General features: G+C 73.2%; 24 protein-coding genes and 1 riboswitch. Of the genes, 17 read left to right on the top strand and 7 right to left on the bottom strand.

Features of this window, described 5'->3' with window-relative positions; genetic code table 11:
* On the top strand, positions 1–1,095 hold a 1,095-nt coding region (locus tag ACSNOG_RS14370), incomplete at its 5' end, for an AAA family ATPase (RefSeq protein WP_436753021.1).
* A 37-nt stretch (positions 1,096–1,132) separates the two neighbouring features.
* On the opposite strand, the gene ACSNOG_RS14365 is transcribed toward ACSNOG_RS14370, so the two are convergent.
* Positions 1,133–2,542, bottom strand: a complete 1,410-nt coding sequence (locus ACSNOG_RS14365; protein ID WP_436753020.1) for a uracil-xanthine permease family protein — start codon at positions 2,540–2,542, stop codon at positions 1,133–1,135.
* Between the two features lie 223 nt (positions 2,543–2,765).
* Here ACSNOG_RS14365 and ACSNOG_RS14360 point away from each other — a divergent pair, with 223 nt between their 5' ends.
* A complete protein-coding gene (locus ACSNOG_RS14360) occupies positions 2,766–3,239 on the top strand; it encodes a hypothetical protein (protein WP_436753019.1) in 474 nt (157 codons plus the stop codon).
* A 158-nt stretch (positions 3,240–3,397) separates the two neighbouring features.
* Here ACSNOG_RS14360 and ACSNOG_RS14355 read toward each other — a convergent pair whose 3' ends face one another.
* Positions 3,398–4,618, bottom strand: coding sequence for an MFS transporter (locus ACSNOG_RS14355; RefSeq protein WP_436753018.1), 1,221 nt, complete (start codon positions 4,616–4,618; stop codon positions 3,398–3,400).
* Positions 4,619–4,681: 63 nt separating this feature from the next.
* Positions 4,682–7,000, bottom strand: coding sequence for a chitinase C-terminal domain-containing protein (locus ACSNOG_RS14350; RefSeq protein ID WP_436753023.1), 2,319 nt, complete (start codon positions 6,998–7,000; stop codon positions 4,682–4,684).
* A gap of 451 nt (positions 7,001–7,451) precedes the next feature.
* A riboswitch (FMN riboswitch) is annotated at positions 7,452–7,582 on the top strand.
* 164 nt (positions 7,583–7,746) lie between these two features.
* On the opposite strand from ACSNOG_RS14350, the gene ribD reads away from it, so the two are divergent.
* The 15 genes from ribD (at position 7,747) to ACSNOG_RS14275 (ending at position 21,756) form a co-directional block, all read left to right on the top strand.
* A complete protein-coding gene (gene ribD / locus ACSNOG_RS14345; RefSeq protein ID WP_436753017.1) occupies positions 7,747–8,862 on the top strand; it encodes a bifunctional diaminohydroxyphosphoribosylaminopyrimidine deaminase/5-amino-6-(5-phosphoribosylamino)uracil reductase RibD in 1,116 nt (371 codons plus the stop codon).
* 2 nt (positions 8,863–8,864) lie between these two features.
* Positions 8,865–9,476 (top strand): riboflavin synthase, encoded by a 612-nt coding sequence (locus ACSNOG_RS14340; RefSeq protein WP_436753016.1) that lies wholly within the window; start codon positions 8,865–8,867, stop codon positions 9,474–9,476.
* Complete coding sequence (locus ACSNOG_RS14335; protein ID WP_436753015.1) at positions 9,473–10,126, top strand: nicotinamide mononucleotide transporter family protein; 654 nt, start codon at positions 9,473–9,475, stop codon at positions 10,124–10,126. Before ACSNOG_RS14340 ends, ACSNOG_RS14335 begins: the two co-directional genes overlap by 4 nt.
* A 91-nt stretch (positions 10,127–10,217) precedes the next feature.
* Positions 10,218–11,504, top strand: coding sequence for a bifunctional 3,4-dihydroxy-2-butanone-4-phosphate synthase/GTP cyclohydrolase II (locus ACSNOG_RS14330; protein ID WP_436753014.1), 1,287 nt, complete (start codon positions 10,218–10,220; stop codon positions 11,502–11,504).
* Between the two features lie 78 nt (positions 11,505–11,582).
* On the top strand, positions 11,583–12,068 hold the full coding sequence (gene ribH, locus ACSNOG_RS14325; protein WP_436753013.1) for a 6,7-dimethyl-8-ribityllumazine synthase: 486 nt from the start codon (positions 11,583–11,585) through the stop codon (positions 12,066–12,068).
* Between the two features lie 34 nt (positions 12,069–12,102).
* Positions 12,103–12,372, top strand: coding sequence for a phosphoribosyl-ATP diphosphatase (locus ACSNOG_RS14320; protein ID WP_058047755.1), 270 nt, complete (start codon positions 12,103–12,105; stop codon positions 12,370–12,372).
* An 81-nt stretch (positions 12,373–12,453) separates the two neighbouring features.
* Positions 12,454–13,302 (top strand): ATP phosphoribosyltransferase, encoded by an 849-nt coding sequence (gene hisG, locus ACSNOG_RS14315; RefSeq protein WP_436753012.1) that lies wholly within the window; start codon positions 12,454–12,456, stop codon positions 13,300–13,302.
* Positions 13,303–13,342: 40 nt separating this feature from the next.
* Positions 13,343–13,807, top strand: coding sequence for a PH domain-containing protein (locus ACSNOG_RS14310; protein WP_436753011.1), 465 nt, complete (start codon positions 13,343–13,345; stop codon positions 13,805–13,807).
* A 198-nt stretch (positions 13,808–14,005) separates the two neighbouring features.
* Positions 14,006–15,343, top strand: coding sequence for a hemolysin family protein (locus tag ACSNOG_RS14305; protein WP_436753010.1), 1,338 nt, complete (start codon positions 14,006–14,008; stop codon positions 15,341–15,343).
* Positions 15,340–16,449 (top strand): hemolysin family protein, encoded by a 1,110-nt coding sequence (locus ACSNOG_RS14300; RefSeq protein ID WP_436753009.1) that lies wholly within the window; start codon positions 15,340–15,342, stop codon positions 16,447–16,449. Before ACSNOG_RS14305 ends, ACSNOG_RS14300 begins: the two co-directional genes overlap by 4 nt.
* Positions 16,450–16,558: 109 nt before the next feature.
* Positions 16,559–16,864, top strand: coding sequence for a CU044_2847 family protein (locus ACSNOG_RS14295; protein ID WP_436753008.1), 306 nt, complete (start codon positions 16,559–16,561; stop codon positions 16,862–16,864).
* Between the two features lie 10 nt (positions 16,865–16,874).
* Complete coding sequence (locus tag ACSNOG_RS14290; RefSeq protein WP_436753007.1) at positions 16,875–17,825, top strand: trypsin-like peptidase domain-containing protein; 951 nt, start codon at positions 16,875–16,877, stop codon at positions 17,823–17,825.
* Positions 17,822–20,224 (top strand): tetratricopeptide repeat protein, encoded by a 2,403-nt coding sequence (locus tag ACSNOG_RS14285; protein WP_436753006.1) that lies wholly within the window; start codon positions 17,822–17,824, stop codon positions 20,222–20,224. Before ACSNOG_RS14290 ends, ACSNOG_RS14285 begins: the two co-directional genes overlap by 4 nt.
* 6 nt (positions 20,225–20,230) lie before the next feature.
* Positions 20,231–21,067 carry a polysaccharide deacetylase family protein gene (locus ACSNOG_RS14280; protein ID WP_436753005.1) on the top strand — a complete coding sequence of 279 codons (837 nt, stop codon included), beginning with the start codon at positions 20,231–20,233 and terminating at the stop codon, positions 21,065–21,067.
* The gene (locus tag ACSNOG_RS14275) at positions 21,064–21,756 is read left to right on the top strand and encodes a DUF5995 family protein (protein ID WP_436753004.1); all 693 of its coding nucleotides are present in this window, start codon (positions 21,064–21,066) and stop codon (positions 21,754–21,756) included. The genes ACSNOG_RS14280 and ACSNOG_RS14275 overlap by 4 nt, the downstream gene beginning before the upstream one ends.
* 48 nt (positions 21,757–21,804) lie before the next feature.
* On the opposite strand, the gene ACSNOG_RS14270 is transcribed toward ACSNOG_RS14275, so the two are convergent.
* From ACSNOG_RS14270 to ACSNOG_RS14255, 4 genes are all read right to left on the bottom strand, one after another.
* A complete protein-coding gene (locus ACSNOG_RS14270; protein WP_436753003.1) occupies positions 21,805–23,505 on the bottom strand; it encodes a flavin monoamine oxidase family protein in 1,701 nt (566 codons plus the stop codon).
* Between the two features lie 61 nt (positions 23,506–23,566).
* Entirely contained in the window at positions 23,567–24,376 is an 810-nt protein-coding gene (locus ACSNOG_RS14265) for a carbon-nitrogen hydrolase family protein (protein ID WP_436753002.1), read from the bottom strand.
* A gap of 660 nt (positions 24,377–25,036) precedes the next feature.
* Complete coding sequence (locus tag ACSNOG_RS14260) at positions 25,037–26,005, bottom strand: LysR family transcriptional regulator (RefSeq protein ID WP_436753001.1); 969 nt, start codon at positions 26,003–26,005, stop codon at positions 25,037–25,039.
* A gap of 59 nt (positions 26,006–26,064) precedes the next feature.
* Positions 26,065–26,520 carry an Lrp/AsnC family transcriptional regulator gene (locus ACSNOG_RS14255; RefSeq protein WP_030365350.1) on the bottom strand — a complete coding sequence of 152 codons (456 nt, stop codon included), beginning with the start codon at positions 26,518–26,520 and terminating at the stop codon, positions 26,065–26,067.
* Positions 26,521–26,733 lie beyond the last annotated feature (213 nt).

Below are 26,733 nucleotides of genomic sequence, written 5' to 3'. Positions count from 1 at the left end.
CCATGTGCAACTGGGCGGACAGCGCCCGCCCCCGCCGCCGTCCCCGACGTCCTCGACGGCCGTGACGTGCTGACGGGCACCGGTCCGGAGCCCGCGGGCACCCTGCAGGCGGACGCCGGCCCCGACGACGTGCGCCGCAAGGCCCGCATCCCCGTCCAGTCCGCAGGCAAGCCGCTGCCCGGCCCCTCCGACCCGGTCCTGCTGGCCAGGGCCCTCGCGGAGCTGGAGCGGATGGTGGGCCTGGAGCCCGTCAAGCGGCAGGTGCGGGCGCTGTCCGCCCAGTTGCACATGGCACGGCTGCGGGCCGGTCAGGGCCTGCCGGTGCAGCCCCCCAAGCGCCACTTCGTCTTCTCCGGCCCCTCGGGCACCGGAAAGACCACCGTCGCCCGCATCCTCGGCCGGGTCTTCTACGCCCTGGGGCTCCTCGGCGGCGACCACCTGGTCGAGGCCCAGCGCTCCGACCTGGTCGGCGAGTTCCTGGGCCAGACGGCCGTGAAGGCCAACGAGCTGATCGACTCCGCGCTCGGCGGGGTGCTCTTCGTGGACGAGGCGTACAGCCTGTCCAACTCCGGCTACTCCAAGGGCGACGCCTACGGCGACGAGGCCCTGCAGGTGCTGCTCAAGCGCGCGGAGGACAACCGCGACCGGCTCGTGGTGATCCTCGCCGGCTATCCCGAGGGCATGGACCGGCTGCTGGCCACCAACCCCGGCCTCGGCTCCCGCTTCACCACACGCGTCGACTTCCCCAGCTACCGTCCCTCCGAACTCACCAGCATCGGCGAGGTGCTGGCGGCCGAGAACGGGGACGGCTGGGACGAGGAGGCGCTGGAGGAGCTGCGCAGCATCAGCGCGCACGTCGTCGCCCAGGGCTGGATCGACGAGCTCGGCAACGGCCGCTTCCTGCGCACCCTGTACGAGAAGAGCTGCGCGTACCGCGATCTGCGGCTGTCCGGATACCCGGGCACCCCGACCCGCGACGACCTGGCCACGCTGCGCCTGCCGGACCTGATGCAGGCCTACGGGGAGGTGCTGTCGGGGCCGGGCCGGGGCGCGCGGCGCGACGGGTCCCGCGACCCCCAGGATCCGCCCGCCTAGCGGTCCCGGCCGCCTCCCCCGGCGCAGGCCGTGCGGCCTACTTCCCGTCCTTCTCCTCCGCGGCGGCGGACTCCGCCTCCGGGTCGTAGCTGCTCGTCCCCTCGTCCAGGAGGGGCTCCTGCGTCTTGAGGTGGGCCGGGGCCAGGGCGCGCAGGACGTGGTAGCCGGAGAGGACCACGATCGTGCCCAGGGCGATGCCGCTCAGCTCGAAGTTCTCACTGATCTTCAGGCTGACGCCGCCGATGCCGATGATGACGCCCGCGGCGACGGGCACCAGGTTCAGCGGGTTGCGCAGGTCGACCTTGTTGTGGACCCAGATCTGCGCGCCGAGCAGGCCGATCATGCCGTAGAGGATGACGGTGATGCCGCCCAGCACGCCGCCGGGGATCGCGGCGACGACGGCGCCGAACTTCGGGCAGATGCCGAAGAGGAGGGCGAAGCCGGCCGCGGCCCAGTAGGCGGCGGTGGAGTAGACGCGGGTGGCCGCCATGACGCCGATGTTCTCGGAGTACGTGGTGTTGGCGGGGCCGCCGACGGCGGTGGAGAGCATCGTGGCGACGCCGTCCGCGGAGATCGCGGTGCCCAGCTGGTCGTCCAGCCGGTCGCCGGTCATCTCGCCGACGGCCTTCACGTGCCCCGCGTTCTCGGCGATCAGCGCGATGACGACCGGCAGCGCGACCAGCGCCGCGGACCAGCCGAAGCTCGGGGCGTGCAGCGACGGCAGGCCGATCCAGTCGGCCCGGGAGACCCCGGACAGGTCGAGGCGCCAGTGGTCGACAGCCTCCGGGCCGCCGTTCACCGAGTGGATCCTGCCGAAGAGGCGGTCGAAGAGCCATGAGATCGCGTAGCCGAAGACCAGGCCGAGGAAGATCGCGACGCGCGACCAGAAGCCGCGCAGGCACACCACGGCGAGGCCGGTGAAGAGCATGGTCAGCAGCGCCGTCCACTGGTCCTGCGGCCAGTACGTGCGGGCCGTGACCGGCGCCAGGTTGAAGCCGATCAGCATGACCACGGCGCCGGTGACCACCGGCGGCATCGCCGCGTGGATGATCCTCGCGCCGAACTTCTGCACCACCAGCCCGCTCAGCAGGAGCGCCGCGCCGACCACGAAGATCGCGCCGGTGACGGCCGCGCTGCCGCCGCCCTGTGCCCGGATGATCGCGGCGACGCCGACGAAGGACAGGCTGCACCCCAGATAGCTGGGCACCCTGCCGCGCGTCGCGAGGAGGAACAGGATGGTGGCGACGCCCGACATCATGATCGCGAGGTTGGGGTCCAGGCCCATGAGGACCGGAGCCACGAAGGACGCGCCGAACATGGCGACGACGTGCTGCGCGCCGAGTCCGGCGGTCCGCGGCCACGAGAGCCGCTCGTCGGGCCGGACGACGGCTCCAGGGGCGGGGGTGCGCCCGTCTCCGTGCAGGGTCCAGCGCACGCCGAGGCCCATGGAAGCTCCCGAGAAGTCGTGTGGGGGGTGATGATCCGGTTCATGCTAAGCCGGGCCGGACGGTGCTCCGGTCCACCCGTCCCCGCCCGCCGCCGCGGGGTTTTGGCTGCAACCGGCGCAATCGGTCACCCGTAGGACTGTATGACCGTCTTCCCATGCTGTTCTCCGCTCTACGCACGGTATCGGTGCCATTGTCCGATTCCTGCAACTCAGGAGAAAACACATGCGTAAGCTCGCCGGCCGCGCCGCGGCCGCTGCCATCATCGCCGCCGTCGCGATCGTCCCGGCCGCCGGAGTGGCCCAGGCCGCCCCCGCCACGCCGGCGGTCGCCTTCCACGACGACGACCACGACCGTGACGGCCGCGACCACGGCCGCGACCACGGACGTGACCACGGCCGCGACCACGGCCGCGACCACGACCACGGCCGCGACCACCACGACGGCTGGGGCGGCCACCACAACGGCTGGGGCGGTCACCACGACCACGGCGGCTGGGGCGGCCACCACCGCGACCACGACTGCGACCACGGCTGGGGCTGGGACGACTGGGGCTGGGGCGGCGGCTGGGGCGGCGGCCACCACCGCGGCCACGGCGGCTGGGACGACGACTGCCACCGCAGCTGCGGCTGGGGCGGCCACCACGGCGGCTGGGGCGGCTGGGGCGGCGGCTGGGGCATCCTCGGCGGCATCCTCTAGTTCCCCCTGCACCTCATCACCACGGCGCGGGCCGTGCGACGGACCTCACCGGTCCGCCGCCCGGCCCGTCCGGGATTTCCCCCTCCGGCCCCGGGGCCCGGAGCCCCGCGATCCGGGGCTGCGGACCCCGGGGCCGGGGCCGTCCGGCCGGCCGTCGTTCAGCCCGTCCTCGACCGCTCCCCCGGCGCCTTCGCCGCCGCCGCGCGCTCCGGCTCCCGGGTCCGCAGCACGCCCGCCCCGGCCACCAGCCCCGCCGCCAGCACGGTGACCAGCCCGAACGACGTCACCAGGGAACTGGCGTCCGCGATCTGCCCGATGGCGGCCGGGGCCACAAGCCCCGAGGTGTAGGTGATCGTCGCGACACCCGCGATGGACTGGCTCGGCGCGGGCCCGCTGCGCCCCGCCGCCGCGAAGGCCAGCGGGACCACGACGGCGATGCCCACGCCGATCAGCGCGAACCCGGCGATGGCGGACGGCACTCCGGGGGCCGTCACCACCAGCAGCCCGCCCGCCGTGGCCAGCACCCCGCTCGCGCGCACGGTCCGTACGGGCCCGAAGCGCCGCACGACCGCGTCGCCGGCGAACCGGGCGAGGGCCATCGTGCAGGAGAACGCCGTCGTACAGGCGGCGGCGACGCCGGGGCTCGCGCCGATGACGTCGCGGAGGAAGACCGCCGACCAGTCCAGGCTCGCGCCCTCGGCGAAGACCGCGCAGAAGCCCACAGCGCCGATGACGAGCGCCGCCCGCGGCGGCAGCGCGAACCGGGGCGGCGGGTGCTCGTCGGCGGCGGTGCGCAGGTCGAGGACCCAGTGGCAGGCGACCGCGCCGAGCACGGCCAGCACCGCCGCCGCGAGGCCCAGGTGGACCCGGGCGTCGAGGTCCGCGTGGGCGGCGGCCGCCCCTGCGGCCGACCCGGCGAGCGCGCCCGCGCTCCACATCCCGTGCAGCCCCGACATGATCGAACGGCCCAGCCGCTCCTCGGTCTCCACGCCCAGCGCGTTCATGGCGACGTCCGCCGTGCCGGACGTCGCCCCGTAGACGAACAGCGCCCCGCAGAGCGCGAGCAGCCCCGGAGAGAGAGCGGGCAGGGCCAGCGAGGCGCACCACAGGACGATCAGCCCGCGCAGCGCGGCCCGGGAGCCGAAGCGGTGGCTGATGCGGCCCGCGAGCGGCATGGCGCAGGAGGATCCGATGGCGGGGAGGACGAGCGCGAGGCCCAGCTCGCCGGAGCTGAGGTCCAAGTGGCTCTGGATCCAGGGGATACGGGTGGCGAAGCTGCCGGTGACCGCGCCGTGGACGGCGAACACCGCGGCCACGGCGAGCCGTGCGCGGTGCAGCCGGCGGCCGGCGCGGTCCGTGGCCCCGTCTTTCGCGTCCATGGCGCCTCATCCTCCCCGACGGGACCCGCGCGGGTCGACCCCGTCACGGACCCCGTCCGGGCGTCAGCAGGCGCCCGCGTCCTGCCACACCCCCCATTCGCCGGTGGTGCCGGGCTCGTCGCCCTGGGTCCACCACCTGGCCTTCCAGGAGTGGGACTTCCAGGAGACGGTGGCGCCGCCGTTGTACACGGCCGCCTTGTCCCACTGCGGCGCGGTGCAGGTGCCGCCGGTCGGCTTGCCGGTGGGGGTGCCGGTCGGCGTTCCCGTCGGGGTCGGCGTGGGGCCACCGGGGTCGACGACGGTCGTGCCGCGGGCCAGGTCGCCGGCGAGGGCGTACGTCTTGCCGCCGAAGGTCACGGTCCAGTTGGAGGGCGTCGACACCGGCAGGTAGTAGACGAGGTCGAGGTCCGCCGAAGCGCCGGGCGCGAGCGGCTGGGAGGCGGGGAGCTTCACGGAGACCCGGTTGTAGTCGCCTTTGAGGCCGCCGATGTTGTCGGCGGCGGTGTGGTCGCTGCGGACGACCTTCAGCCCCCAGCCCGACTGGTCCTTGGCGTTCCCGGGCGCGGAATTGCCGTAGTCGAACTGGAATTCCGTGCCGCCGGGGAGGGTGACCTTGGTCCGGTTGGTGATGCGGACCTTCGGGTTGATCGGGTAGTTGCTGTCGCCGAGCGGGAAGTTCGTGAAGCTGACGTCCACGTCGAGGGCCTGGGCGGGCAGGTCGGTGGTCGCGCGGCGGGCGCCGTAGGCGGGTGCGGACTTGAACGCGTCGTACATCGCGGTGGTGAGGGTGCTGCCCGGTTCGTACTGCCCCTTGGCGGCGTTCCAGCCGTAGTCGCCGGCGAGTTCCCAGACCATGGTCCCGCCGAGGCCCTTGTCGACCACGTACTGGGCCTTGGCCTTCACCGACTGCTCGTCCTCGGTGGACAGGAAGACCTTCTTCTCCGCGTTCCAGAGCCAGGGCGCGGTCAGGCCCGTGTCGTAGTTGCGGGCGTAGGTGCCGGTGAGCTTGGTGCCGGCCGGGAAGCCGTACTTCCCGGCGTAGTCGCCGACGACGCCCTTCTCCAAATTCTTGGCGTGCCACATCGGGTTGGAGCCGGCCGGGGACTCCTTGCCGGCGTCGTCCTTGTCGTGCCAGAGGTTGTCGATGCCGACGGCGCCGTCGCCGCAGGTGGTGAGCCCCGATCCGGCCGGGCAGGAGGTGGTCTTCGCCGTGCCCCACAGGCCGTTCGTGCCGCCGGTGACGTTCTTCCAGCCGCGCGTGTAGTAGGGCAGCCCGAGGTTGATCCGGCCCGCGGGCATCGATCCGCGGAAGTAGTGGTAGGCCCAGTCGCCGTTGAGGTAGCCGGTCCCGCCGTACTGGGCGGTGGTGTAGACGCCCCACTTGGCGAGCTCGGCGTCCTTTCCGTCGTCGTAGAGCGCGGCATTGGGGCCGACGAATTCGTTCCAGGCGCCGTGCAGGTCGTACGACATGACGTTGACGTAATCCAGGTACTTCGTGGTCTGGTACGTCTCCATGCCGCGCAGCAGGTATGCGGAGGAGGGTGCGGCGACCGAGAGGAGGTAGTGCTTTCCGTCCGCCGCGCCGGCCTTGTCGAGCTTTTCGCGGAGCGTCTTCATCAGGGCCGCGTACCCCTTGTTCAGGCCCCCGCGGCGGGCGTTGGCGAGCGCCCAGTCCTTGGGGTTCCCGGCGTCCTTCATCGACGTCGGGTATTCGTAGTCGATGTCGACGCCGTTGAATCCGTACTTCTTGACGAAGGCGACGGCCGAATCGGCGAAGGTGTCGATCCCGGCCTGGTTGACCGAGCCGTCGGCGTTGGTCGCCGTCTTGTAGAAGCCGCCGGAGTCGACGCGCTTTCCGTTCTCGTCGATGTAGCCGCCGGTCTCGGCCCAGCCGCCCACGGAAATGAGGGTCTTCACCTGCGGGTGCTGCTTCTTGTACTTGTTCAGCAGGTTGAAGTGGCCCTTGTAGGGCAGCTCCGGGTCCATCTCGGCGCCGGGGACGCCGGGCCAGGTCATGCCGGTCGCGGGGTTGCCCGCGCCGTCCGCGCCCACGGAGATCCTGTCGTCGGGGCCGACGTGCGCGAAGGCGTAGTTGAGGTGGGTGACCTTGTCCCACGGGATGTCGGGGGCGAGGTAGGCGGGGGTGCCGTCCTTGCCGGTGCGCCAGCCCGTGAAGTAGCCGATGACGCGGCGCTGGTGGTCGGCGCCCATCTTCTCGCGGCCGGCGGAGTCGTAGACGGAGCAGTAGGGGACGTCGGTCCCGGGGGTGGCGTAGAGACCGTCGGGGCGGCAGGCCGCCTGGTCCTCGGCGTGCGACGTGGTCGCCGAAACGGTGCCGATCAGCAGCCCGGCCAGGGCGGTGCCGACGGCGGCGACGGTGATCCCGCGGCGGGCGCGGGGACCGGTACAGGATCTCTTTCGGGGCTTGCGGCTCTCCCGGGGCTCCCGGTCTTCTCGGAACAACACGATCAGGTCCTCCAGGTGGGGTGCCCGGCGGTGCCGGGCGGGCGGGGGGTGAGCGTCGTGCCGGTGCCCGCCGGTGTGCGCCCACCGGCGGGCCGTACTCCTCGGAGGTGTGGCAGAGGTTAAGAGGACTAGACCAGTGCGTCAATAGGTATGGACCAAGCCCGGGAATCGGAGCCGGACGCTCCGCCGCACCCCCGCGCAGGCCTTGTGCGGCCCGGGGTCCGGCCCGGGATCCGCCCCGGGGTCTGGTACGTCACATCGCCGTGGACACCGCGCCGCCGCCCGGCGTACGCTCGATCCCGTCGACCAGCGGTTTTGAGAAGCCGCGGGCCGTACGCATGTAGCATGACCAGACATTTGAGAAACGCAGCGCACTCCGGGGTCGGTGAAAGTCCGAACCGGCGGTTACAGTCCGCGACCCGACCGCATCCAGCGGCCGGTTGACCAGGTGAAATTCCTGGACCGACGGTTAAAGTCCGGATGGGAGGCAGTGCGCGGCGGGTCCGTATCGGCACACCGTCGCAGGTGGCCCGCCCTCACGGGCGGCCCTTCCCGCGCGGCCCCCGCAAGGGCCGTGGTGTCCCCCGCTGCGGCGTACCCGCTTCTTTCGTCGTCCCGTACGACAGCCCCGGAGTCCGTGCCCGAAGAGGCAGGAGGACCCGGTGGCCACCGCGACCGAAGCAGACGCGATGCGACGCGCCCTCGCGCTCGCCGCTCGCGCCCTTGGCGCGACGAGCCCCAACCCCGTCGTCGGCTGCGTGATCCTCGGCCCCCGGGGCACCGTCCTGGGCGAGGGATGGCACCGCCGCGCCGGCGGCCCGCACGCCGAGGTCGAAGCCCTCGCCGCGGCCTCCGCCGCCGGTCACGACGTGCGCGGCGCCACCGCCGTCGTCACCCTCGAACCCTGCAACCACACCGGCCGCACGGGCCCCTGCGCCCGGGCCCTGATCGACGCCGGCATCGGCCGCGTCGTCTACGCCGTGGCCGACCCCACCGAGGCCGCCACCGGCGGCGCCGCCACCCTGGCCGCCGCCGGCGTCGACACCGAGGGCGGCCTCCTCGCCGACGAGGCCGCCGCCGGCAACGCCGCCTGGCTCACCTCGGTGCGGCACGGGCGCCCCTTCGTGCTGTGGAAGTACGCCGCCACGCTCGACGGGCGCAGCGCCGCCGCCGACGGCACCAGCCGCTGGATCACCTCCGCGGAGTCCCGCGCCGACGTCCACCGGCTGCGGGCCGAGGCCGACGCCGTCGTGGTCGGCTCGGGCACCCTGCGCGCCGACGACCCGCACCTGGCCGTGCGGGACCGCGAAGGTGCCGTCCAGCCGCTGCGCGTCGTCATCGACACGCACGCCTCGGTGCGCCCCGGCGCCCGCGTCCTGGACGACGCGGCGCCGACCCTGATCGCGGTCGGCGAGCACGCCGACACCGCCCACCTGGCCGGCGTCGACGTGGTGCGCCTGCCCCGGGCCGGGTCCGGCGGCGGGCTCGACGTGCACGCCCTGCTCCGCGAGCTCCACGCGCGCGGCGTCCGCTCCGTCCTGCTCGAAGGCGGCCCGGCCCTCGCCGGCTCCTTCGTCGCCGCGGGCGGGGTCGACCGCGTCGTCGGCTATCTCGCCCCCGCCCTGCTCGGCGCCGGGCCGGCCGCCCTCGGCGACGCCGGCATCGGCACGATCGCCCGGGCCCTGCGCCTCGAGGTGACCGACGTCGCCCGGCTCGGGCCCGACCTGCGGATCACCGCAGTCCCCACCGCTTCCGCCACCGCCCCTGAGGAGAACTGACAGTGTTCACCGGAATCGTCGAAGAACTGGGCGAGGTCGTCTCCGTCGAGAACCTCGGCGACAGCTCCCTGTTCCGGCTCCGCGGCCCGATCGTGACCCAGGACGCCAAGCACGGTGACTCGATCGCCGTCAACGGCGTCTGCCTCACCGTCGTGGAGACCGCCGACGGCGAGTTCACCGCGGACGTGATGGCCGAGTCCCTCAAGCGCTCCAGCCTGGGCGCCCTCGTCCCCGGCTCGCGCGTCAACCTCGAACGCCCCATGGCGCTCGGCGGGCGCCTCGGCGGCCACCTGGTCCAGGGCCACGTCGACGGCACCGGCACCGTGCTGGAGCGGATCCCCGGCGAGCACTGGGAGATCGTGAAGATCGGCCTGCCGGCCGGGCTGGCCCGCTACGTCGTCGACAAGGGCTCCATCACCGTCGACGGCATCAGCCTGACCGTGGTCGAGGCGGCCGACGAGCACTTCACCGTCAGCCTCATCCCCACCACGCTCGAACTGACCACCCTGGGCATCAAGCAGCCCGGCGACCCGGTCAACCTCGAGGTGGACGTCCTCGCCAAGTACGTCGAGCGGCTGCTCGGGCAGCGCGCCGGTCAGGAGCGGATCGCATGAGCGCCCTCGACTGGCTGAACGGCGAGGCCTTCACGGCCTTCGACCAGCGGGTGATCTGGTCCGACATGATCGGCAACACCATCGGCCTCGCCGCGCTCGCCCTCGGCTGGCGGCGCTCCATATGGACCTGGCCCGTCCAGTTCCTCTCGGGCGTCATCCTCGTCGCCGCGTACGCCTCGGCCCACCTCAGCGGGGGCATCGGCAAGCAGCTCCTCGTGATCGGCGTGGCGCTGTGGGGGTGGCGGCAGTGGACGCGCGGCCGGCGCAGCGCCCAGGACGGCTCCATCGCCGTCCGCTTCGCCACCTGGCGCGAGCGCCTCGCGCTGCTCGGCGGCACCGCCGCCGGCACCCTCGCCGTCGGCGCCCTGTTCACCGCCGTGCCGGAGCTGTCCTGGAACCCGTGGCCCGACGCCTACATCTTCGTCGGCACGCTCGCCGCGATGGTGGCCCAGGCCCGCGGGCTCGTCGAGTTCTGGGTGGCCTGGCTGCTGGTCGACGTCGTGGGCGTCCCGCTCGCGTTCAGCAGCGGCCTCGCCTTCTCCGGCCTGGTCTACGTCATCTACTTCGCCCTGGTCCTGTGGGGCATGCGCGACTGGTGGCTGCGCTCCCGCGAGAGCGTGAAGCCCGCACTGGAAGGAGCACTTTCGTGAGCGACGCACGCGCGGCCACCGGGCTGCAGCCGACCACGACACCCGCACCGCTGCGCCGCGCGGGCGGAGAAGCGAACAAGGGAGCAGGCGCATGACCATCCTGGAGACCGAGGACCGGCCCCTGACCGGCGAGTTCGCGCTCGACTCCGTCGAGCGTGCCATCGCCGACATCGCCGCCGGCCGGCCCGTCGTCGTCGTGGACGACGAGAGCCGCGAGAACGAGGGCGACCTCGTCGTGGCGGCGGAGAAGGTCACCACCGAGATCGTCGCCTTCATGATGAGCGAGTGCCGCGGCCTGATCTGCGTCCCGCTGGAGGAGGACGACGTCGAGCGGCTCGACCTGCCGCAGATGGTCGCCGACAACACCGAGTCCATGCGCACGGCCTTCACCGTCTCCGTCGACGCCTCCCGCGAGCACGGCACCGACACGGGCATCTCCGCCGCGGACCGGGCCACCACCATCCGGCTGCTCGCGGACCCGGCGGCCGTCCCCGGCGACTTCGTCCGCCCGGGCCACGTCTTCCCGCTGCGCGCCAAGCCCGGCGGCGTCCTGGTCCGCAACGGCCACACCGAGGCGGGCGTGGACCTGGCCCGGCTCGCCGGCCTGCGGCCCGCCGCCGCGATCGTGGAGATCGCCGGCGAGGACGGCGCGATGCTGCGCCTGCCCGAGCTGATCCCCTTCGCCCGCAAGCACGGCCTCGCGATCATCTCCATCGAGGACCTGATCGCCCACCGCCGGACGGCGCAGGCCGCCGTGCACCGCGAGGCCGAGACCCGTCTGCCCACCGCCTTCGGCGACTTCCGCGCCTACGGCTACCGCTCCGCGGCCGACGGCGTCGAGCACATCGCGCTCGTCGCCGGTGACCTCTGCGACGGCGAGGACGTGCTGGTGCGCGTCCACTCCGAGTGCCTGACCGGGGACGTCTTCGCCTCGCTGCGCTGTGACTGCGGCCCCCAGCTGCACTCCTCCCTGGAGCGGATCGCCGGAGAGGGCCGCGGCGTCGTGCTCTACCTGCGCGGCCACGAGGGCCGCGGCATCGGGCTGCTGCCCAAGCTGCGCGCCTACGAGCTCCAGGAGGACGGCCGCGACACCCTCGACGCCAACCTCGAACTGGGCCTGCCCGCCGACGCGCGCGACTACGCTGCCGGCGCGACGATCCTCACCGACCTCGGCGTGCGCTCGCTGCGCCTGCTGACCAACAACCCCGACAAGACCGCCGCCCTCGTGCGCCACGGTCTGCGCGTCACCGGCCGCGAGCCCATGCCCGTCCAGGCCGGCGAGCACAACCTGCACTACCTGCGGACCAAGCGGGACCGCATGGGTCACGACCTGCCCTGGCTGGACGCCGACCGCGTGTCGGCCTGCGGCAACCAGTGATCATCACCTCACCGACCGAGCAGCACCCCACCGAGCACCACCCCCACTGAGCACGACACCGACCGAAAAGAGAACGACGTGAGCGGCAAGGGCGCCCCCGAGCTGAGTGTGAAGAACTGCCAGGACCTGCGGGTGGCCGTGATCGCCGCGCAGTGGCACGAGAAGGTCATGGACGGCCTGGTCGACGGCGCCCTGCGCGCGCTGCACGACCTCGGCATCGACGAGCCGACGGTGCTGCGCGTGCCCGGCAGCTGGGAGCTTCCCGTCGCCGCGAAGGTCCTCGCGGGCCGCGGCTACGACGCGATCGTCGCGCTCGGCGTCGTCATCCGCGGCGGCACCCCGCACTTCGACTACGTGTGCCAGGGCGTCACCCAGGGCCTCACCCAGGTGGCCGTGGACACCGGCGTCCCCGTGGGATTCGGCGTCCTCACGTGCGACGACGACGCGCAGGCCCTGGACCGGGCCGGCCTCGAGGGCTCGAACGAGGACAAGGGCCACGAGGCCGTCACCGCCGCCGTCGCCACGGCGGTACTTCTGCGGTCGGTGTCCGAGCCCTGGCACTGACAGCGGGGGCGGACCCCGTAGGGTAGGACGCACCATGTCCAAGAAGACGTTCGAGGAGCTGTTCGCAGAGCTCCAGCAGAAGGCCGACGGCGACCCCGCCACCTCACGCACCGCCGAGCTGGTGGGCAAGGGCGTCCATGCCATCGGCAAGAAGGTGGTCGAGGAGGCCGCCGAGGTGTGGATGGCCGCCGAGTACGAGGGCGCCGACGCCACCGCGGAGGAGATCTCCCAGCTGCTGTACCACGTTCAGGTGATGATGGTCGCCCGCGGAATCTCGCTGGACGACGTCTACTCCCACCTCTGATCCGGCCGGCACCGGCCCCCGGTGCCGCCGCAGTTCTTCCCCTACATCCGCACATCCCCACGCACGAAGGAAACCGACCTCATGCTGCGCATCGCCGTTCCCAACAAGGGTTCTCTCTCCGAGCCTGCGTCGGCGATGCTCCATGAGGCCGGCTACCGCCAGCGCAAGGACCGCAGGGAGCTCGTCCTCGTCGACTCGGCCAACGACGTCGAGTTCTTCTTCCTGCGCCCGCGCGACATCGCCGTCTACGTGGGCTCCGGCAAGCTCGACATCGGCATCACCGGCCGCGACCTGCTGCTGGACTCCGGCTCGCAGGCCGAGGAGATCATGCAGCTCGGCTTCGCCGGGTCCACGTTCCGCTACGCCACCCGGCCGGGCACGGCCAAGGACGTCAGCGAGTTCGGCGGCATGACGGTGGCCACCTCCTTCTCCGGCCTGGTCACCAAGCACCTCGCCGACAACGGCGTGGACGCCGCCGTCGTCCACCTCGACGGCGCGGTCGAGACCGCCATCCAGCTCGGCGTCGCCGAGATCATCGCGGACGTGGTGGAGACCGGCACCACCCTGCGCAACGCCGGCCTGGAGATCATCGGCGAGCCGATCCTGAAGTCGGAGGCCGTCGTCATCCGCCGCTCCGGCGCCCCGGCCGACGACCCCAAGGTGCAGCAGTTCCTCCGCCGGATGCAGGGCGTCCTCGTCGCCCGCCGCTACGTGATGATGGATTACGACATCCGGGTGGAGCACGTGGAGCGCGCGGTCGCCCTCACCCCCGGCCTGGAGTCGCCGACCGTCTCCCCGCTGCACCACGAGGGCTGGGTCGCGGTCCGCTCGATGGTCCCCTCCCGCGACGCCCAGAGCATCATGGACGAGCTGTACGAGCTGGGTGCCCGCGCCATCCTGACCACCAACATCCACGCCTGCCGTCTCTGACCGGCCCGGCCCCTCCCCACCCAGCGAGAGCACCAGCGACGTGTCCACGCCCGCATCCCCGTCCGGCCCGCCCGGGCTCCCGGTCACCTTCCGCCCGACCCGCACCCGCGTCGTGCTGATGAGCCTGGGGACGGCCCTGCTCGCCGTCCTCACGGCGGTGTCCTTCCTGCTCAACACGGCCACGGCCGTGGACCGGGCCTCCTTCATCGGCACCGGCCTGCTCGTCTTCGCCTTCCTCGCGCTGCTCAGCCGTCCCAAGGTCGTCGCCACCCGCGACGGCGTCACCGTGGTCAACCTGACCACGAAGCGGCAGCTGGCGTGGGCCCAGGTCGTCCGGGTCACCCTGCGCCCGGGCGACGCCTGGGTCCATCTGGACCTCGCCGACGGCACGAGCCTGGCAGCCATGGGCATCCAGCCCGGCATCGCCAAGGAGCAGGCCATTGCCAACGCCCGGGCCCTGCGCGCCCTGGTGGAGGAGCACGGCACGGGACGCTCCGCCACCTGACCGGGCCCCGGCGGTGAGCGGGGTTCCTTGATTACTCTGGTGCCACGGGCACACACGTGCCCCGTCCCGCATCGAGGAACCGGCCGTGGCACCTGGACGGCCCGCGGGGCACCTGCGACCCGAGGAGTGACTCCCTCCGGCAATGGACGGATCGTCCTGTAGTACCCGCGCCGCCGCCCGTTCCACGAAGGCGGCGGCATGAGCGTCACCGTGTCCCTGCTGCTGCTCGCGGCAGCACTCCTCCTCATCCTGGCGAACGGCTTCTTCGTCGCCGCCGAGTTCGGCCTGGTGACCGTGGAGAAGCCGGAGGCCGAACGGGCCGCGGCCGGCGGTGACCGCCGGGCCCGCACCGTCGTCGCCTCCCTGCGCGAGCTCTCCTTCCAGCTCTCCGGGACCCAACTCGGCATCACCATCACCTCGTTGGTCGTCGGCATGCTGGCCGAGCCCGCCCTGGGCCGGCTGCTCACCGGGCCGCTCTCCGCCACCGGCCTGCCCGGCGGAGCCGCGCCCGGCGTGGCCGTCGTCACCGGCATGCTGGTGGCGTCGGCCGTGCAGATGGTCATCGGCGAGCTGGTGCCCAAGAACTGGGCCGTCTCCCGGCCCCTGCAGGTCGCGCGGTTCGTCGCCGGCCCGCAGCACGCCTTCGCCCACTTCTTCCGGCCCGTGATCACCCTGCTGAACACGGTCGCCAACCGGCTCGTACGGGCCCTCGGCGTCGAGCCCGCCGAGGAGCTGGCCTCCGCCCGCACCCCGGGCGAACTCGTCTCCCTGGCCCGGCACTCGGCCCGCGCCGGCGCCCTGGAGCAGGACACCGCCGACCTCTTCGTGCGCACCCTCTCGCTCGGCGACCTCACCGCCCAGCACGTGATGACGCCCCGCGTGAAGGTCAGCGCCCTGCAGTCCTCGGCGACCGCCGAGGACGTCCTCAACCTCACCCGCGCCACCGGCCTCTCGCGTTTCCCCGTCTACCGGGAGCGGCTGGACGACATCACCGGCATGGTCCACCTCAAGGCCGCCCTGGCGGTCCCCGCCGAGGAGCGGCTGCGCACCCCCGTCGGGCGCATCGCCGTCCCCCCGATGCTCGTCCCGGGCACGCTGCCCGTGCAGCCGCTGCTGGAGCAGCTGCGCAGCGAGCAGCCGATAGCCGTCGTCGTCGACGAGTACGGCGGCACGGCGGGCGTGGTGACCCTGGAGGACATCGTCGAGGAGCTCGTCGGCGACGTCCGCGACGAGCACGACGCCGCGGACGCCCACCGGCCCGAACTGGCCCCCGTCGCCTGCGAGGACGGCCGCGCCGGCTGGGAGGCGGACGGCGGCTGCCGCGTCGACGCCCTGCGGCGCATCGGCCTGGAGCCGCCGGACGGCCCGTACGAGACCGTCGCCGGGCTCGTCGCCGGGCTGCTGGGCCGCATCCCCGCGGCCGGCGACACCGCCGAACTGTCCGGCTGGCGGATCTCGGTGCGCCTGGTCGCCCACCACCGGGCGGAGCGGGTCCGGTTCGCCCGTACCGCCGGCGGCAGGGGGGAGGCGCGATGAGCGTGCTGCAACTCCTCTTCGCCGCGCTGCTGGTGCTCGCCAACGGCTTCTTCGTGGGCGCGGAGTTCGCGCTCGTGTCCGTGCGCCGCAGCCAGATCGAGCCGAAGGCCGCGGAGGGCTCGGGACGGGCCCGTACGGTCCTGACCGGCCTGGAGAACCTGCCGCAGATGATGGCCGCCGCCCAGTTCGGCATCACCGTCTGCTCCCTGACGCTCGGCGCGGTCGCCGAGCCGACCGTCGCCGCGCTCCTGGAGCCCGTCTTCGAGGCCGTGCGGGTGCCCGCCGGGCTGATCCATCCGCTGGGCTACGTCATCGCGCTGGCCGTGGTGGTCTTCCTGCACCTGGTGATCGGCGAGATGGTGCCGAAGAACCTGGCCATGTCGGCGCCCGACCGGGCGGCGCTGTGGCTGGGCCCGGGGCTGGTGGCGTTCGCACGGGTCTGCCGGCCGGTCACCCGCCTGCTGGGCGCGTGCGCCCACGGCGTGCTGCGGCTCTTCCGCGTCGAGCCCAAGGACGAGGTGGAGGCCGTCTTCACCAGCGAGCAGCTCACCCACCTCGTCGAGGACTCCCGCCAGGCGGGGCTGCTGGAGCGCGCCGAGCAGGAGCGCCTGGAGGACGCCCTGGAGCTGGGCAGCCGCCCGGTCACCGACGTCCTCCTCGACCCGGCCGCCCTGGTCACGGTCGACCCGTCCGTCACCCCGCGCGGCATCGAGGAACTGACGGTGCGCACCGGCTACTCCCGCTTCCCCGTGTGCGCGCCCGGCGGCGCCGTCATGGGCTACCTCCACGTCAAGGACGTCCTGGACCTGGAGGACCGCGACCGCGCGGTGCCGCAGCACGTGTGGCGGCGCGTGGAGACCCTCCGGGCCGAACTCCCCCTGGACGACGCCCTGACGGTGATGCGCAGGGCCGCGGCCCACCTGGCGGCGGTCACGGACGCCTCGGGGCGGGTGCTGGGCCTGGTGGCCCTGGAGGACGTCCTGGAAAAACTGGTGGGCGAGGTCCGCGACCCCTCCCACCGGGAGGTCCCGGTGGCGGCCGTCCGGGTCGCCGACCCACGGGTGCCGCGCAGGCCCCGGGAGCGCAGCGGCGTACTGGCGGGCTGACGACGGGCACTCCCCCGATTCCCCTGCCGCGAGTGGCCCGCGTGGCTAGGCTGAACGAGCCGCCGCCTCACGGTCGGTGAAGCTCGTGGAGGAATCGGGGGAGCCGGCCATGTCCGAACCGTTGGTCCGCGTGGAGACGGTGGAACTGGACGCGCAAGGGTCCCGGCAGATCAGCAGCCGGACCCGCCGCACCGCCTCCCTGGAGGAGCGCTCCGAGGAACTGGAGCAGGCCATCACCTCCGCGTCCTCGATCGCCCAGGACGCCCTGGCCCGCATCCCGGAGCGCGACGGCTGGCGCGTCGGCAGCCTGCAGGTCACCTTCGGGGTGACGCTCGCGGCCGAAGCCGGGGTGATCCTCTCGAAGGCGTCCGCGGAGGCGTCCTTCGAAGTCACGCTGACGGTGGAACGCGCCTGAGGGGCCCGCGGTGCCCGGATCCGGTTATGCGGTCGACCTCTACCAGGCGGACAGGCCCCTGGGCGCGGGGTTCCTGCTCACGCGGTGCTTCGTCCTGACGGCGGACCACTGCCTGCGGTACCTGGCCGGTGACGAGGAACATGTCAGCGTGCACCTCGGCGACGGCACCGCGGTCGGCGGGCGCGTCTGCCGGCGCATCGAAGAGGCCGACCTCGCCCTGATCGAGGTCCTCGAACCGGAACTGGTGCCGCTGACCCTGCCCGTGGGGGACCTCCCCCGCCGTGGCGACCGCTGGCGCGGCCTGCACCGGCCGACCCTCGGCGACCCCCACCTGGGCGGTCACGTCGACGCGGACGCCGTCGACTACACGTGCGTGGGCGGAGGGCGCATCCAGGCCATGCAACTCGTGGCGGAACAGGCGCTCGGCGACTACTCGGGATACTCCGGCGGGCCGGTCGAGCGCGTGACGACGGCGGAGCGGGGGGCGGCTCTGCTGGGCGTCCTGATCGAGCAGTATCCGGACCGGCAGGCACCCGACCGGGCGGCGAACGTGCTGTTCGCCGTGCCGCTCCGGGAGGTGATGAGCCGCTTCCCCCACTTCCGGACGGGCCACCTGTTGCGGGTGCTGGAGCCGCCCGCGAGCGTCGCGGAACCGGTGGGGCGGCACGAGGAGCAGTCCGCCACGAGGGGGGCGGCGGTTCCGCCGCCGGTCGCGGTCCCGGTCCCGGTGAACGACCTTCCCGGAGGGGATGGCGCTCTTCCCGGAGGGGATGGCGCTCTTCCCGGAGGGGATGGCGCTCCCGTCTCCGTCGACGTGGCCGTCGCCAAGGGCGAGGCGCTGCTGAGTGCGCTCAAGGAGTGGTCGGAACGGGGCCTCATCGACCCGGGGCAGGTGGCCGGGTTGCAGGTGCACATCGCCAAGAACGTCGTCGACCTGGCGCTGGGGGGTGAGGCGTCGTGACGGATGAACTGCGGGAGGCCGTCGGGCAGGCGGAGGAGGCGGTGACCGGCGGGGGCACGGCAGGGGCGGCGCTCACCGTGACCGCCGGGGCCGCGCGCCGCGCCGTGGTGGCGGGGCGCCCCGGCGCCGTCGAGGACGTCTGCTACCTGGCGACGCTCCTGCACGCGCTGGGCCGGTGCAAGACGGCTCTGGTGATCCTGCGCTCCGGGTCCGTCGCCGTGCCGCGCTCCCCTGCCCTCGACGGCTCCGCCAAAGCCGCGGCGCTGAACAAGCTGGCGGCGAGGATGGTCGACCTCGGAGAGCTGGAAGAGGCACGCCGCACGCTGGAAGCCGCGCGGGAATACGACGCCGAACGGCACGTGCGGGCCGAGACGTTCGCCAATCTGGCCGCCGTCCACGCGCGCGCCGGCGACTTCGAGAAGGCCGAGCTCGTGGTGGGCCTCGCGCGCCTCGCGCTCGACGGGGGCGACGAGCGTCAGGTGCGCCTCCTTCTCGCCTCGGTCGACCTGGCGCTCGCGCGCTGGAGCAACGACCCCGTACAGCTCAGCGAGGTGGCCGCCGACGTGCGCGAAGCCGACCGGCGGGCGCCGGCCGCGCCGGAGCCGCAGCCGTCCGCGGACATCTCGGCGCTCGCCTTCCGGGCGGCCGTGGAGTTCGAATGGGCGCGGTCGCTGCGTGCCCACGAGCGCATGGCGCAGGTCACCGACGTACTGGCCACCGTCGCGGCCCGGGCGGCCGCCGAGCTGGGCGCCCGTCACCCGCAGACCGTGACCGCCGTGGCCGACCTGGCCTGCGCGGAGTACGAGACCGTGCGGCGGACGGAGGATCTGCCGCGCCTGCAGCGTGCCGTACGGGCGCTGGAGGAGGCTGCGGAACAGGCCTCGGACTGCTTCGGCGACCGCCACCCCCTCACCATCACCGCGCTGACGAACCACGCGTGCGCCGAACTCGACCTCGCGCGGGCCATGGAGTCGCCCGGTCGCATGGCGTACGCGGAGGAGGCCCTCGACGAGGCCGACCGCGTCGCCACGGCCGGCTTCGGAGCGGAGCACCCCATGGCGCTGCTGGTGAAGGGGACCCTGAAGGCGTGCCGCCGGATGCGGGGCACCGACGGGGCGGCGATCGGCTACGGCAGCCAACTCGTCCTGGTGCGTACGGCCGTCGGCGACGAGTGGCACCCCCGTGAGGAGCTCGTGTCGCCGGACGTGGCCTCCCGGGTGCTGAAGTCCGGTCCGCTGCCTCACCCCGCCTCCGCTTCACTGGAGTTACTCGGGCTTCTGCAGGAGAGTCACGAACTTGCGCTCTCCCACAGCCGGCAGGGGAACTGGAGCCAGGCGCTCAGCGCCCACCGGCGGGTTGCGGCGGCCCGCGAGCGGCTGCTCGGGCAGGAGCACCCCGAAACGCTGGAGAGTCAGTACGAGATCGCCTTGGCCCTGTCCAGGCTGGGCCGTCACGCCGACGCACTGGGGTTCTTCGGGCAGCTCGCCGGTGCCCGCGCCCGGGTGCTCGGCCCCGAGCATTCCGGCACGCTCGCCGCACGCCAGGAGATGGCCTACGTCATGGGCCGGCTGGGGCGGCACTTCGAGGCCTTCCAGCTGTACTCCGAGGTCCTGGGCGCCCGGGAACGCACGATGGGCCCGGAGCACCCGGACACGCTGCTGTGCCGGCACAATCTCGCGCACAGCCTCGGACGGCTGGGGCGCTGGGAGGAGTCGTACCCCATGGCGTGCCAGGTGGCGGCCGCCCGGACCCGTACGCTCGGCCCGGAACACCCCGACACCCTCACCACGCTCTACGAGGTCGGCTGCGCGCTCGGTGCGCTCGGCCGGTGGGAACCGGCCCTTGCGATGTACACCGGCGTGGCCGAGGCCCGGAGCCGCACGCTCGGCCCCGACCACCCCGACACGCTCGCCGCCCGCTACGAGACGGGCGTCTGTCTCGGGCGCCTGGGGCGCAGCGCGGAGGCCCTCGGGGTCTACGACGCGCTCGTCGCGGACCGTGAGCGCGTCGAGGGCCCGGAGGCTCCGGAGACCCTGCGGGCCCGGCACGTCCGGGGCGTCAGCCTCGGCCGGCTCGGCCGCTGGGAAGAAGCCCTGGCCGAGGCCCGTCTGGTCTGCGAGCTCCGGGAGCACGTGCTCGGCCCCGACCACCCCGACGCACTCGTCAGCCGCCGCGAAGTGGCCGTCGCCCTGGGATGGCTGGGCCGCTGGGAGGAAGCGCTCGTCGCGTACCGGCATGTGGCGCGGGACCGGGAGCGCGTGCTCGGGCCCTCGCACGGCGACACCCTCGCGAGCCTCAACGACGAAGCGCACTGCCTCGAACAGCTGGGCCGTACGGCCGAGGCCACCGCGCTCTTCCGCCGGGCGGCCGCGCGCCGCCGCCCGCGGGCGCGGCGTTGACAGGGCATGAGACCACTCGCCGCATCATCCGTTCCGCCCAGGACGCTGATCGTCACGCTGCTCCTGGCCCTCGCCACCGTGCTCGCCCTCGCCCCTCCCCCGTCTCGTGCCACGGGCCCCTCCCCCATCTCGGACCTCTACGGCTCGGACGTCAGACGCCTGCCGACCACCCGTCCTGTCGTCGCGCTGACGTTCAACGCGGCGTGGGACGAGGCCGGGATCGCGGACGTGCTCGGTACGCTCACGCGGCTGGGCGTGCCCGCGGCGTTCTTCCCCACGGGGGACTTCGCCGACCGGCACCCCGGCGCCGTACGGGCCATGGCGGAGCACGGGTTCGGGCTGGGCAACCACTCGTACAGCCACCCGCATTTCGACCGCATCGGCGCCCGGGAGGCGCGGGAGGAGGTGCTGCGCGCGGACCGGGCGATCCGGCGGGCCGGGAGGGTGGAACCCCTGCCGTTCTTCCGCTTCCCGTACAGCGAGGCGCCCGCGGACAAGGTCGCGCTGGTCAACTCGCTGGGCTTCGCGGACCTCGAATTCACGGCCGACACGAAGGGCTACCTCGGCGCTTCCCAGGGCATGACCGTCGACCGGGCCGTCCGCCGCGCCCTGGACGCGCTGACGCCGGGGGCCGTGATCCAGATGCACGTCGGCAGCGACGACGGCGGGCCCGTGCTCGACGCCCTGGCGCTGCCGAGGATCGTCGCGGGCGTGCGGGCGCGGGGGTACGGCTTCGCGGACCTGCGCGCATATGCCGGGAGGTCCTGCCCGTTCATCCGTTCCGGTCAACTACCGCACACGAACCCCTACTCTGCGTATTCACATGTCACTCTGTGTGCATGACGCTGACTTGGGCGAAGCCCGCGGCACCCGCCGGCATCGAGGACGTACTGGCGCAGATGCGCATGCTGGACGGGGCCCTGCCGCCGCGGGACGGGGTGCACGTCTTCAACCGCGTGTACCTGAGGGTCACGGAGCGGGTCGCAGAGCAGGCGGGGTGCGGGGGGTTCGCGGAGGGGGCCGCGGCCACGGAGCTCGCCGTGCGGTTCGCGGCGCGGTATCTGGCCGCCGTCGATCACACGGCGGCCGGCCGCCGGCCGCCGGCGTGCTGGCGGCCGCTGTTCCAGCTGCGGGGCCATCCGGCCGTGCGGCCCCTGCAGTTCGCGCTGGCGGGGATCAACGCCCACATCGGGCACGACCTCGCGCTGGCCCTCGTCGACACCTGCCGTGCGGTGCGCGCCCGGCCCCACCTTATGGAGGCCGACTTCGAGCGGGTGGGCGGGCTGCTGATCGCCATGGAGGAGCGGATCCGGGAGGAGCTGATGCCCGGGCCGGATCTGCTGGACGTCGCCGATCCGCTGACGCACCTGGTGGGTTCGTGGTCGCTGCAGGCCGCGCGGCGCGGGGCGTGGGCGTCGTTCCGCGCCCTGTGGGCGGTGCGCGGCCTGCCCGACGTGGCCGAGGAGCTGACCGGCCGGATCGATGAGAGCGTCGGGCTGGTGGGGCGCTGCCTGCTCACGCCTTTGGGGTGAGGCCCCCCGGGCTGGGGGGCTCGGGGGGCCTCGGTCCGTGGTCCCGGGTCAGTCCTCGGGCAGCTCGACCGGCGCGAGCTCGTCGTAGCGGTCGCCCGGGCCGGGGTTGGCCGGGTCGGTCGCCCCGCCGAACTGGTGCATGATGCCCCACACGGCGTTGAGCGCGGTCTGCACGGCGCCCTCCGCCCAGCCGGCGGTCCAGGAGATGTCGTCGCCCGCGAGGAAGAGCCCGCGCTTGTCCTCGGGCAGGCGGTCCTGCATGAAGTGGGTGAACAGGCGCCGCTGGTAGCGGTAGTGGCCCGGCAGGTTCGCCTTGAACGCGCCCATGAAGTAGGGCTCGTTCTCCCAGGAGACGGTGACCGGGTTGCCGATGATGTGCTTCCGGATGTCGACCTTGGGGTAGATCTCGCCGAGCGACTTGAGCATGACCTCCATGCGCTCGTTCGCCGACAGCGGCAGCCACTTGAGGCTGTCGTCGCACCAGGTGTACGACAGGCAGATGACGGCCGGCTTGTCGGGCCCGTCGTCCAGCAGGTAGGTGCCGCGCGTCATCCGGTCGGTGAGCGTCATCGACATGACGTCGCGCCCGGTCTCCTCGTCCTTGTCCAGCCAGAACGGCCGGTCCACCGGCACGAACAGCTTGGAGGACTCCATGTAGTGGGTGCGCTCCATCGCCGTCCAGTGGTCGATGGGGAACAGCGAGTCGTCACAGGCGATCTTCGACAGCAGCATCCAGGACTGGGCGGTGAAGACCGCGGCCTTGTACGTGCGGATGTCGCCGGAGGCGTCGGTGACGGTGATGCCGTTGCCCGCGGTGCGGTGCAGACGGGTCACGGCCGGGCGCGGGTCGCCGCCGTGCAGCGAGGACAGCGAGGTGCCCGGCGCCCAGTGGACGAGCTTCTCCGGCTCGCGCTCCCACAGACGCATCGGAAGCTGCTGGCTGCCGCCGACGATGCCGCGGTGGTGGTCGTCGGCCTCGGTGTAGACGACCCGCAGGATCTCCAGGATGGAGTTGGGGAAGTCGGTGTCCCAGCCGCCGGTGCCGAAGCCGACCTGGCCGAAGATCTCGCGGTGCCGGAAGGACTTGAACGCCTCCGACTCGCACAGGAAGCCGTAGAAGGTCTGGTTGTCGAGCTTCTCGACCAGCTTCGCCCAGATCTCGCGGATGCGCGGCACGTCGCGCTCGCGCAGGGCGCGGTTCATGTCGGAGAAGTCCGCGCCCTCCTCCAGGCAGGCGTTCCACGCGTCGGCGACCTCGCGGTAGACCGGGGGCAGGTCGTCGATGGTCTGCGCGTAGTGCGACTCGCCCTTGAGGTCCACGACGGTCGACGGGGTGTCGGGCGCCAGCGGGTTGGGGAAGGGCTTGGTCTCCAGGCCCACCAGGTCGATGTAGTACTGCAGCGCCGTGGAGCTCGGAGGGAAGCGCATCGCGCCCATCTCGGCGGTCAGCGAGGGGTCGCAGCCCTCGAAGCCGACGGTGCGCAGGCGGCCGCCGATCTTGTCGGCCTCGTAGACGACGGGCTTGAGGCCCATCTTCATCAGCTCGTAGGCGGAGATGATGCCGGACAGGCCGCCGCCGATGACGGCGACCTCGGTGCCGTGCTCGGTCGCCGGTATCTGCCCCAGACCCGCCGGGTGGGCGAGGAAGTCGTCGTACGGGAAGGGGAAGTCCGGTCCGACCATGGTGATCGGGGGCAGGGCCGGCTCCGACGGCTCGTCGTGGGCGGCGGTGGGCACCATGGACGTCATCGGCTGAACTCTCCTGCGAAAAGTGGGGGTTGCGGCTCTGGGCGCCCGGAGGCGGAAGGGGTCAGACGAGCGAGGCGTACAGCTCCGGTCGCCGGTCGTTCAGGTAGGTGTTCTCGGCGCGGGACGCCTTCAGCAGCGCCGGATCGACGTCGGCGACGACCAGGTCCTCGCCGTGGCCCGCCCGCGCCCGTACGGTCCCGTCGGGGGCGGCGAGGCAGCTGAGGCCGGCGAAGGTGAAGTCGCCCTCGTCGCCGCAGCGGTTGGCGTAGGCGATGTAGAGCTGGCTCTCCCACGCGCGGGCCGGGACGATCGTCTGCGGGACGATCTCGTACGGGCGCATCAGCGCGGTCGGCGCGAGCAGCAGCTCGGTGCCGGCGAGGGCGTGGGCCCGCACGGGCTCGGGGAACTCGACGTCGTAGCAGATCAGCAGGCCGAGACTAAGGCCTGCGAAGTCGGCCTGCACGACGGCCTCGGAGCCGGGCCGGAAGTGGGCCGTCTCGTACGCGCCGAAGAGGTGCGTCTTGCGGTAGTTCGCCAGGCGGGCGCCGTCGGGGGCGATGAGCTGCAGGGCGTTGTAGACCGTGCCGCCGTCGGTCTCGTCGCGCTCGGGGTAGCCGTAGGCGACGGCGAGGCCGTGCTCGGCGGCGATGCGGGCGACCGCGTGGGCGCCGGGGCCGTCGGCCGTCTCGGCGCGGTCGGCGACGGAGGCGCCGAGGGCGTAGCCGGTGAGGAAGAGCTCGTTGGTGAGCAGGATCCGCGCCCCTGCCGAGGCGGCCCGGCGGGCGGCGCCGTCGAGGGCGGCGAGGCTGTCCGAGGTGGAGGAGGGAACGCCGGCGGGGCCCTGGTACAGCGCGATACGCGGCGGCGTCATGCGGCCTCACTTCACCTGGTTCGGAGGGGGCGTGCGGGGCCCCTGCGGGGGGCGTGTCGTTAAGACGCCTTGACGGTACGGTCCGCTGTCCTGACCGGACAAGGCGCGTCCGTTGCGTGGGGGCGGACGATTCGTTGCGCCTTTCTTGCGTTTAGGCGCGATTCGTTGCGTGGGCGCCTTCGGGCCCGCGGACCACGGCGTGGCCGAGCACTACCGACCCGCGCCCCGGGGGAACCAGCGGGGCCGGCGCCGGGCCCCTGCCTGACGGGCGGCACGGCACCGCCGGAACGCACCATGGGGGTTGCTCGCCGTCGCGGCGGGAAGAGAAGGGGGCCGACCCCGGACCCCCCTTCCACCGCCACAGCGATCAGCCGACGCGGCGGAGCCCGGCGGCGAACGGAACCGGCCCCGGGCCCCTGCCTGACGGCGGCACGGCACCGCCGGAACGCACCATGGGGGGTTGCTCGCCGTCGCGGCGGGAGGAGAAGAGGCCGGCCCGGCCCCCCTTTCCGCCGCGACGGCGATCAGACACCGCGGCGGAGCCCGGCGGTGCCGAGCGGGCCCCGGGCCCCCGCCTGACGGGCGGCACGGCACCGCCGGAACGCGCCACGGGGGTTACTCGCCGCCGCGGCGGGAAGAGACGGGCACGCGTCCCCGGAGTCACGTCTCCGGGGGCGCCGGGGGCGTGGCGCGGACGGTGTCCCGGACGAGGGCGCGGAGCCAGCGGTGGCCGGTATCCGACTCGTGGCGGGGGTGCCAGGCCATGGAGACCTCGATGGGTGGGAGGTCCAGGGGGATTTCGAAGGTCACGAGGCCGAGCGCGGCCGCGGCCGGGCGGCCGATGCGGTCCGAGACGAGGCCGACGGCGTCGCACCCGGCGACGACGAAGAGCGCCGAGGCGAGCGTCGGCGCGGTGCCGACGACACGGCGCCGCAGGCCGTGCGCGGCGAGGGCCTCGTCGACGGGCCCGGACAGGCGCCCACGCCGGGAGTCGTGGACGTGGCTGGCGGCGGCGTAGCGGCGCAGGGTGACGGGCCCGTCGAGGAGGGGGTGGCCGCGCCGGGCGATGCCGACCATGCGGTCCGTCGTGAGGCGTTCGACGCGGATCTCCGGTTCGTTGCGGTCGATGACGCCGATCTCGAGGTCGAGGGGCCCGTCGCGCAGGGAGGGGACGCCGGCGGCGTCCTCGGCGAGGAAGCGCAGGGTGACGCCGGGGGCCTCGCGGGCGGCCCGGTCGAGGAGCGGGGCGCCGAAGGCCAGCACATGGCTGTCGTGGCCGCTGAGGGTGAAGGCCCGCTCCAGGGTCGCCGGGTCGGCGGGCGCGGCGGGGGCGAAGAGGGACCGGGCGTCGGCGAGGACGCGGCGCACGTCACCCCGCATGGCGAGGGCGCGCGGCGTGGGGACCATCTGACGCCCGGCGCGGACGAGCACGGGGTCGCCGAGGGCACGCCGGATGCGGCCGAGCGTGCGGCTCATGGCGGGGCCGGACAGACACAGCCGGTCGGCGGCGGCCGTGACGCTCTCCTCGGCGAGCAGGGCGTCGAGGGCGACGAGCAGGTTCAGGTCGATTCTGGCCAGCTCGCCGGTCGGCGAGGCCGGGGCACGCCTCTCAGCTGCTTCTTTGCTCATGGCGCAAGTATGGCGGGCGCATCTTGCATGCGGCAGCAATGAGGACGCCGGGGCGCGGCTCAGGAAGGGGCGCCGGAGCTGAAGCGGCGCAGGAGCGGGGAGAGCACGAGCACGGACTTGGTGCGCTCCACGAAGGGCTCCCCCGCGATGCGCTCCAGCACGCGCTCGAAGTGGCGCATGTCGGAGGCGAAGACCTGCACGAGGGCGTCGGCCTCGCCGGTGACGGTGGAGGCGGAGGCCACCTCGGGGTAGCGCGACAGGCCGCGGTGGATCGCCTCGGGCGAGGTGTTCCGGCGGCAGTAGATCTCGATGAACCCCTCGGTCTCCCAGCCGAGGGCCGCCGGGTCCACGCGGACGGTGAATCCGGTGATGGCCCCCTCGGCGCGCAGCCTGTCCACGCGCCGTTTGACGGCCGGCGCGGACAGGCCGACCTCGGCGCCGATGTCGGCGTAGGAGCGCCTGGCGTCCTCGGCCAGGGCGTGCACGATGCGTTCGTCGAGCTCATTCAATCGCACGGCGGGTGGATCACATTTCTACGGGTAACCAGCTACTGCTACTACCAGCAGTAGATCACGTACCCGGGGGTGTTCCCGACCCGGACGCCGGTGGCGGTGCGGTGATACGGCCCTGCCCGCCGGGTCCGCGGACGGCGGACCCGGCGGGCAGGATCACGGGAGGAGCGAGGGGCAGGAGGTCACTTCCTCTTGCCGCGCGCCTTCTTCTTCTGC

The sequence above is a fragment of the Streptomyces sp. URMC 124 genome, from assembly GCF_051386455.1.
Lineage (GTDB): Bacteria > Actinomycetota > Actinomycetes > Streptomycetales > Streptomycetaceae > Streptomyces.
This window is presented reverse-complemented; position numbering and strand designations above follow the sequence as displayed.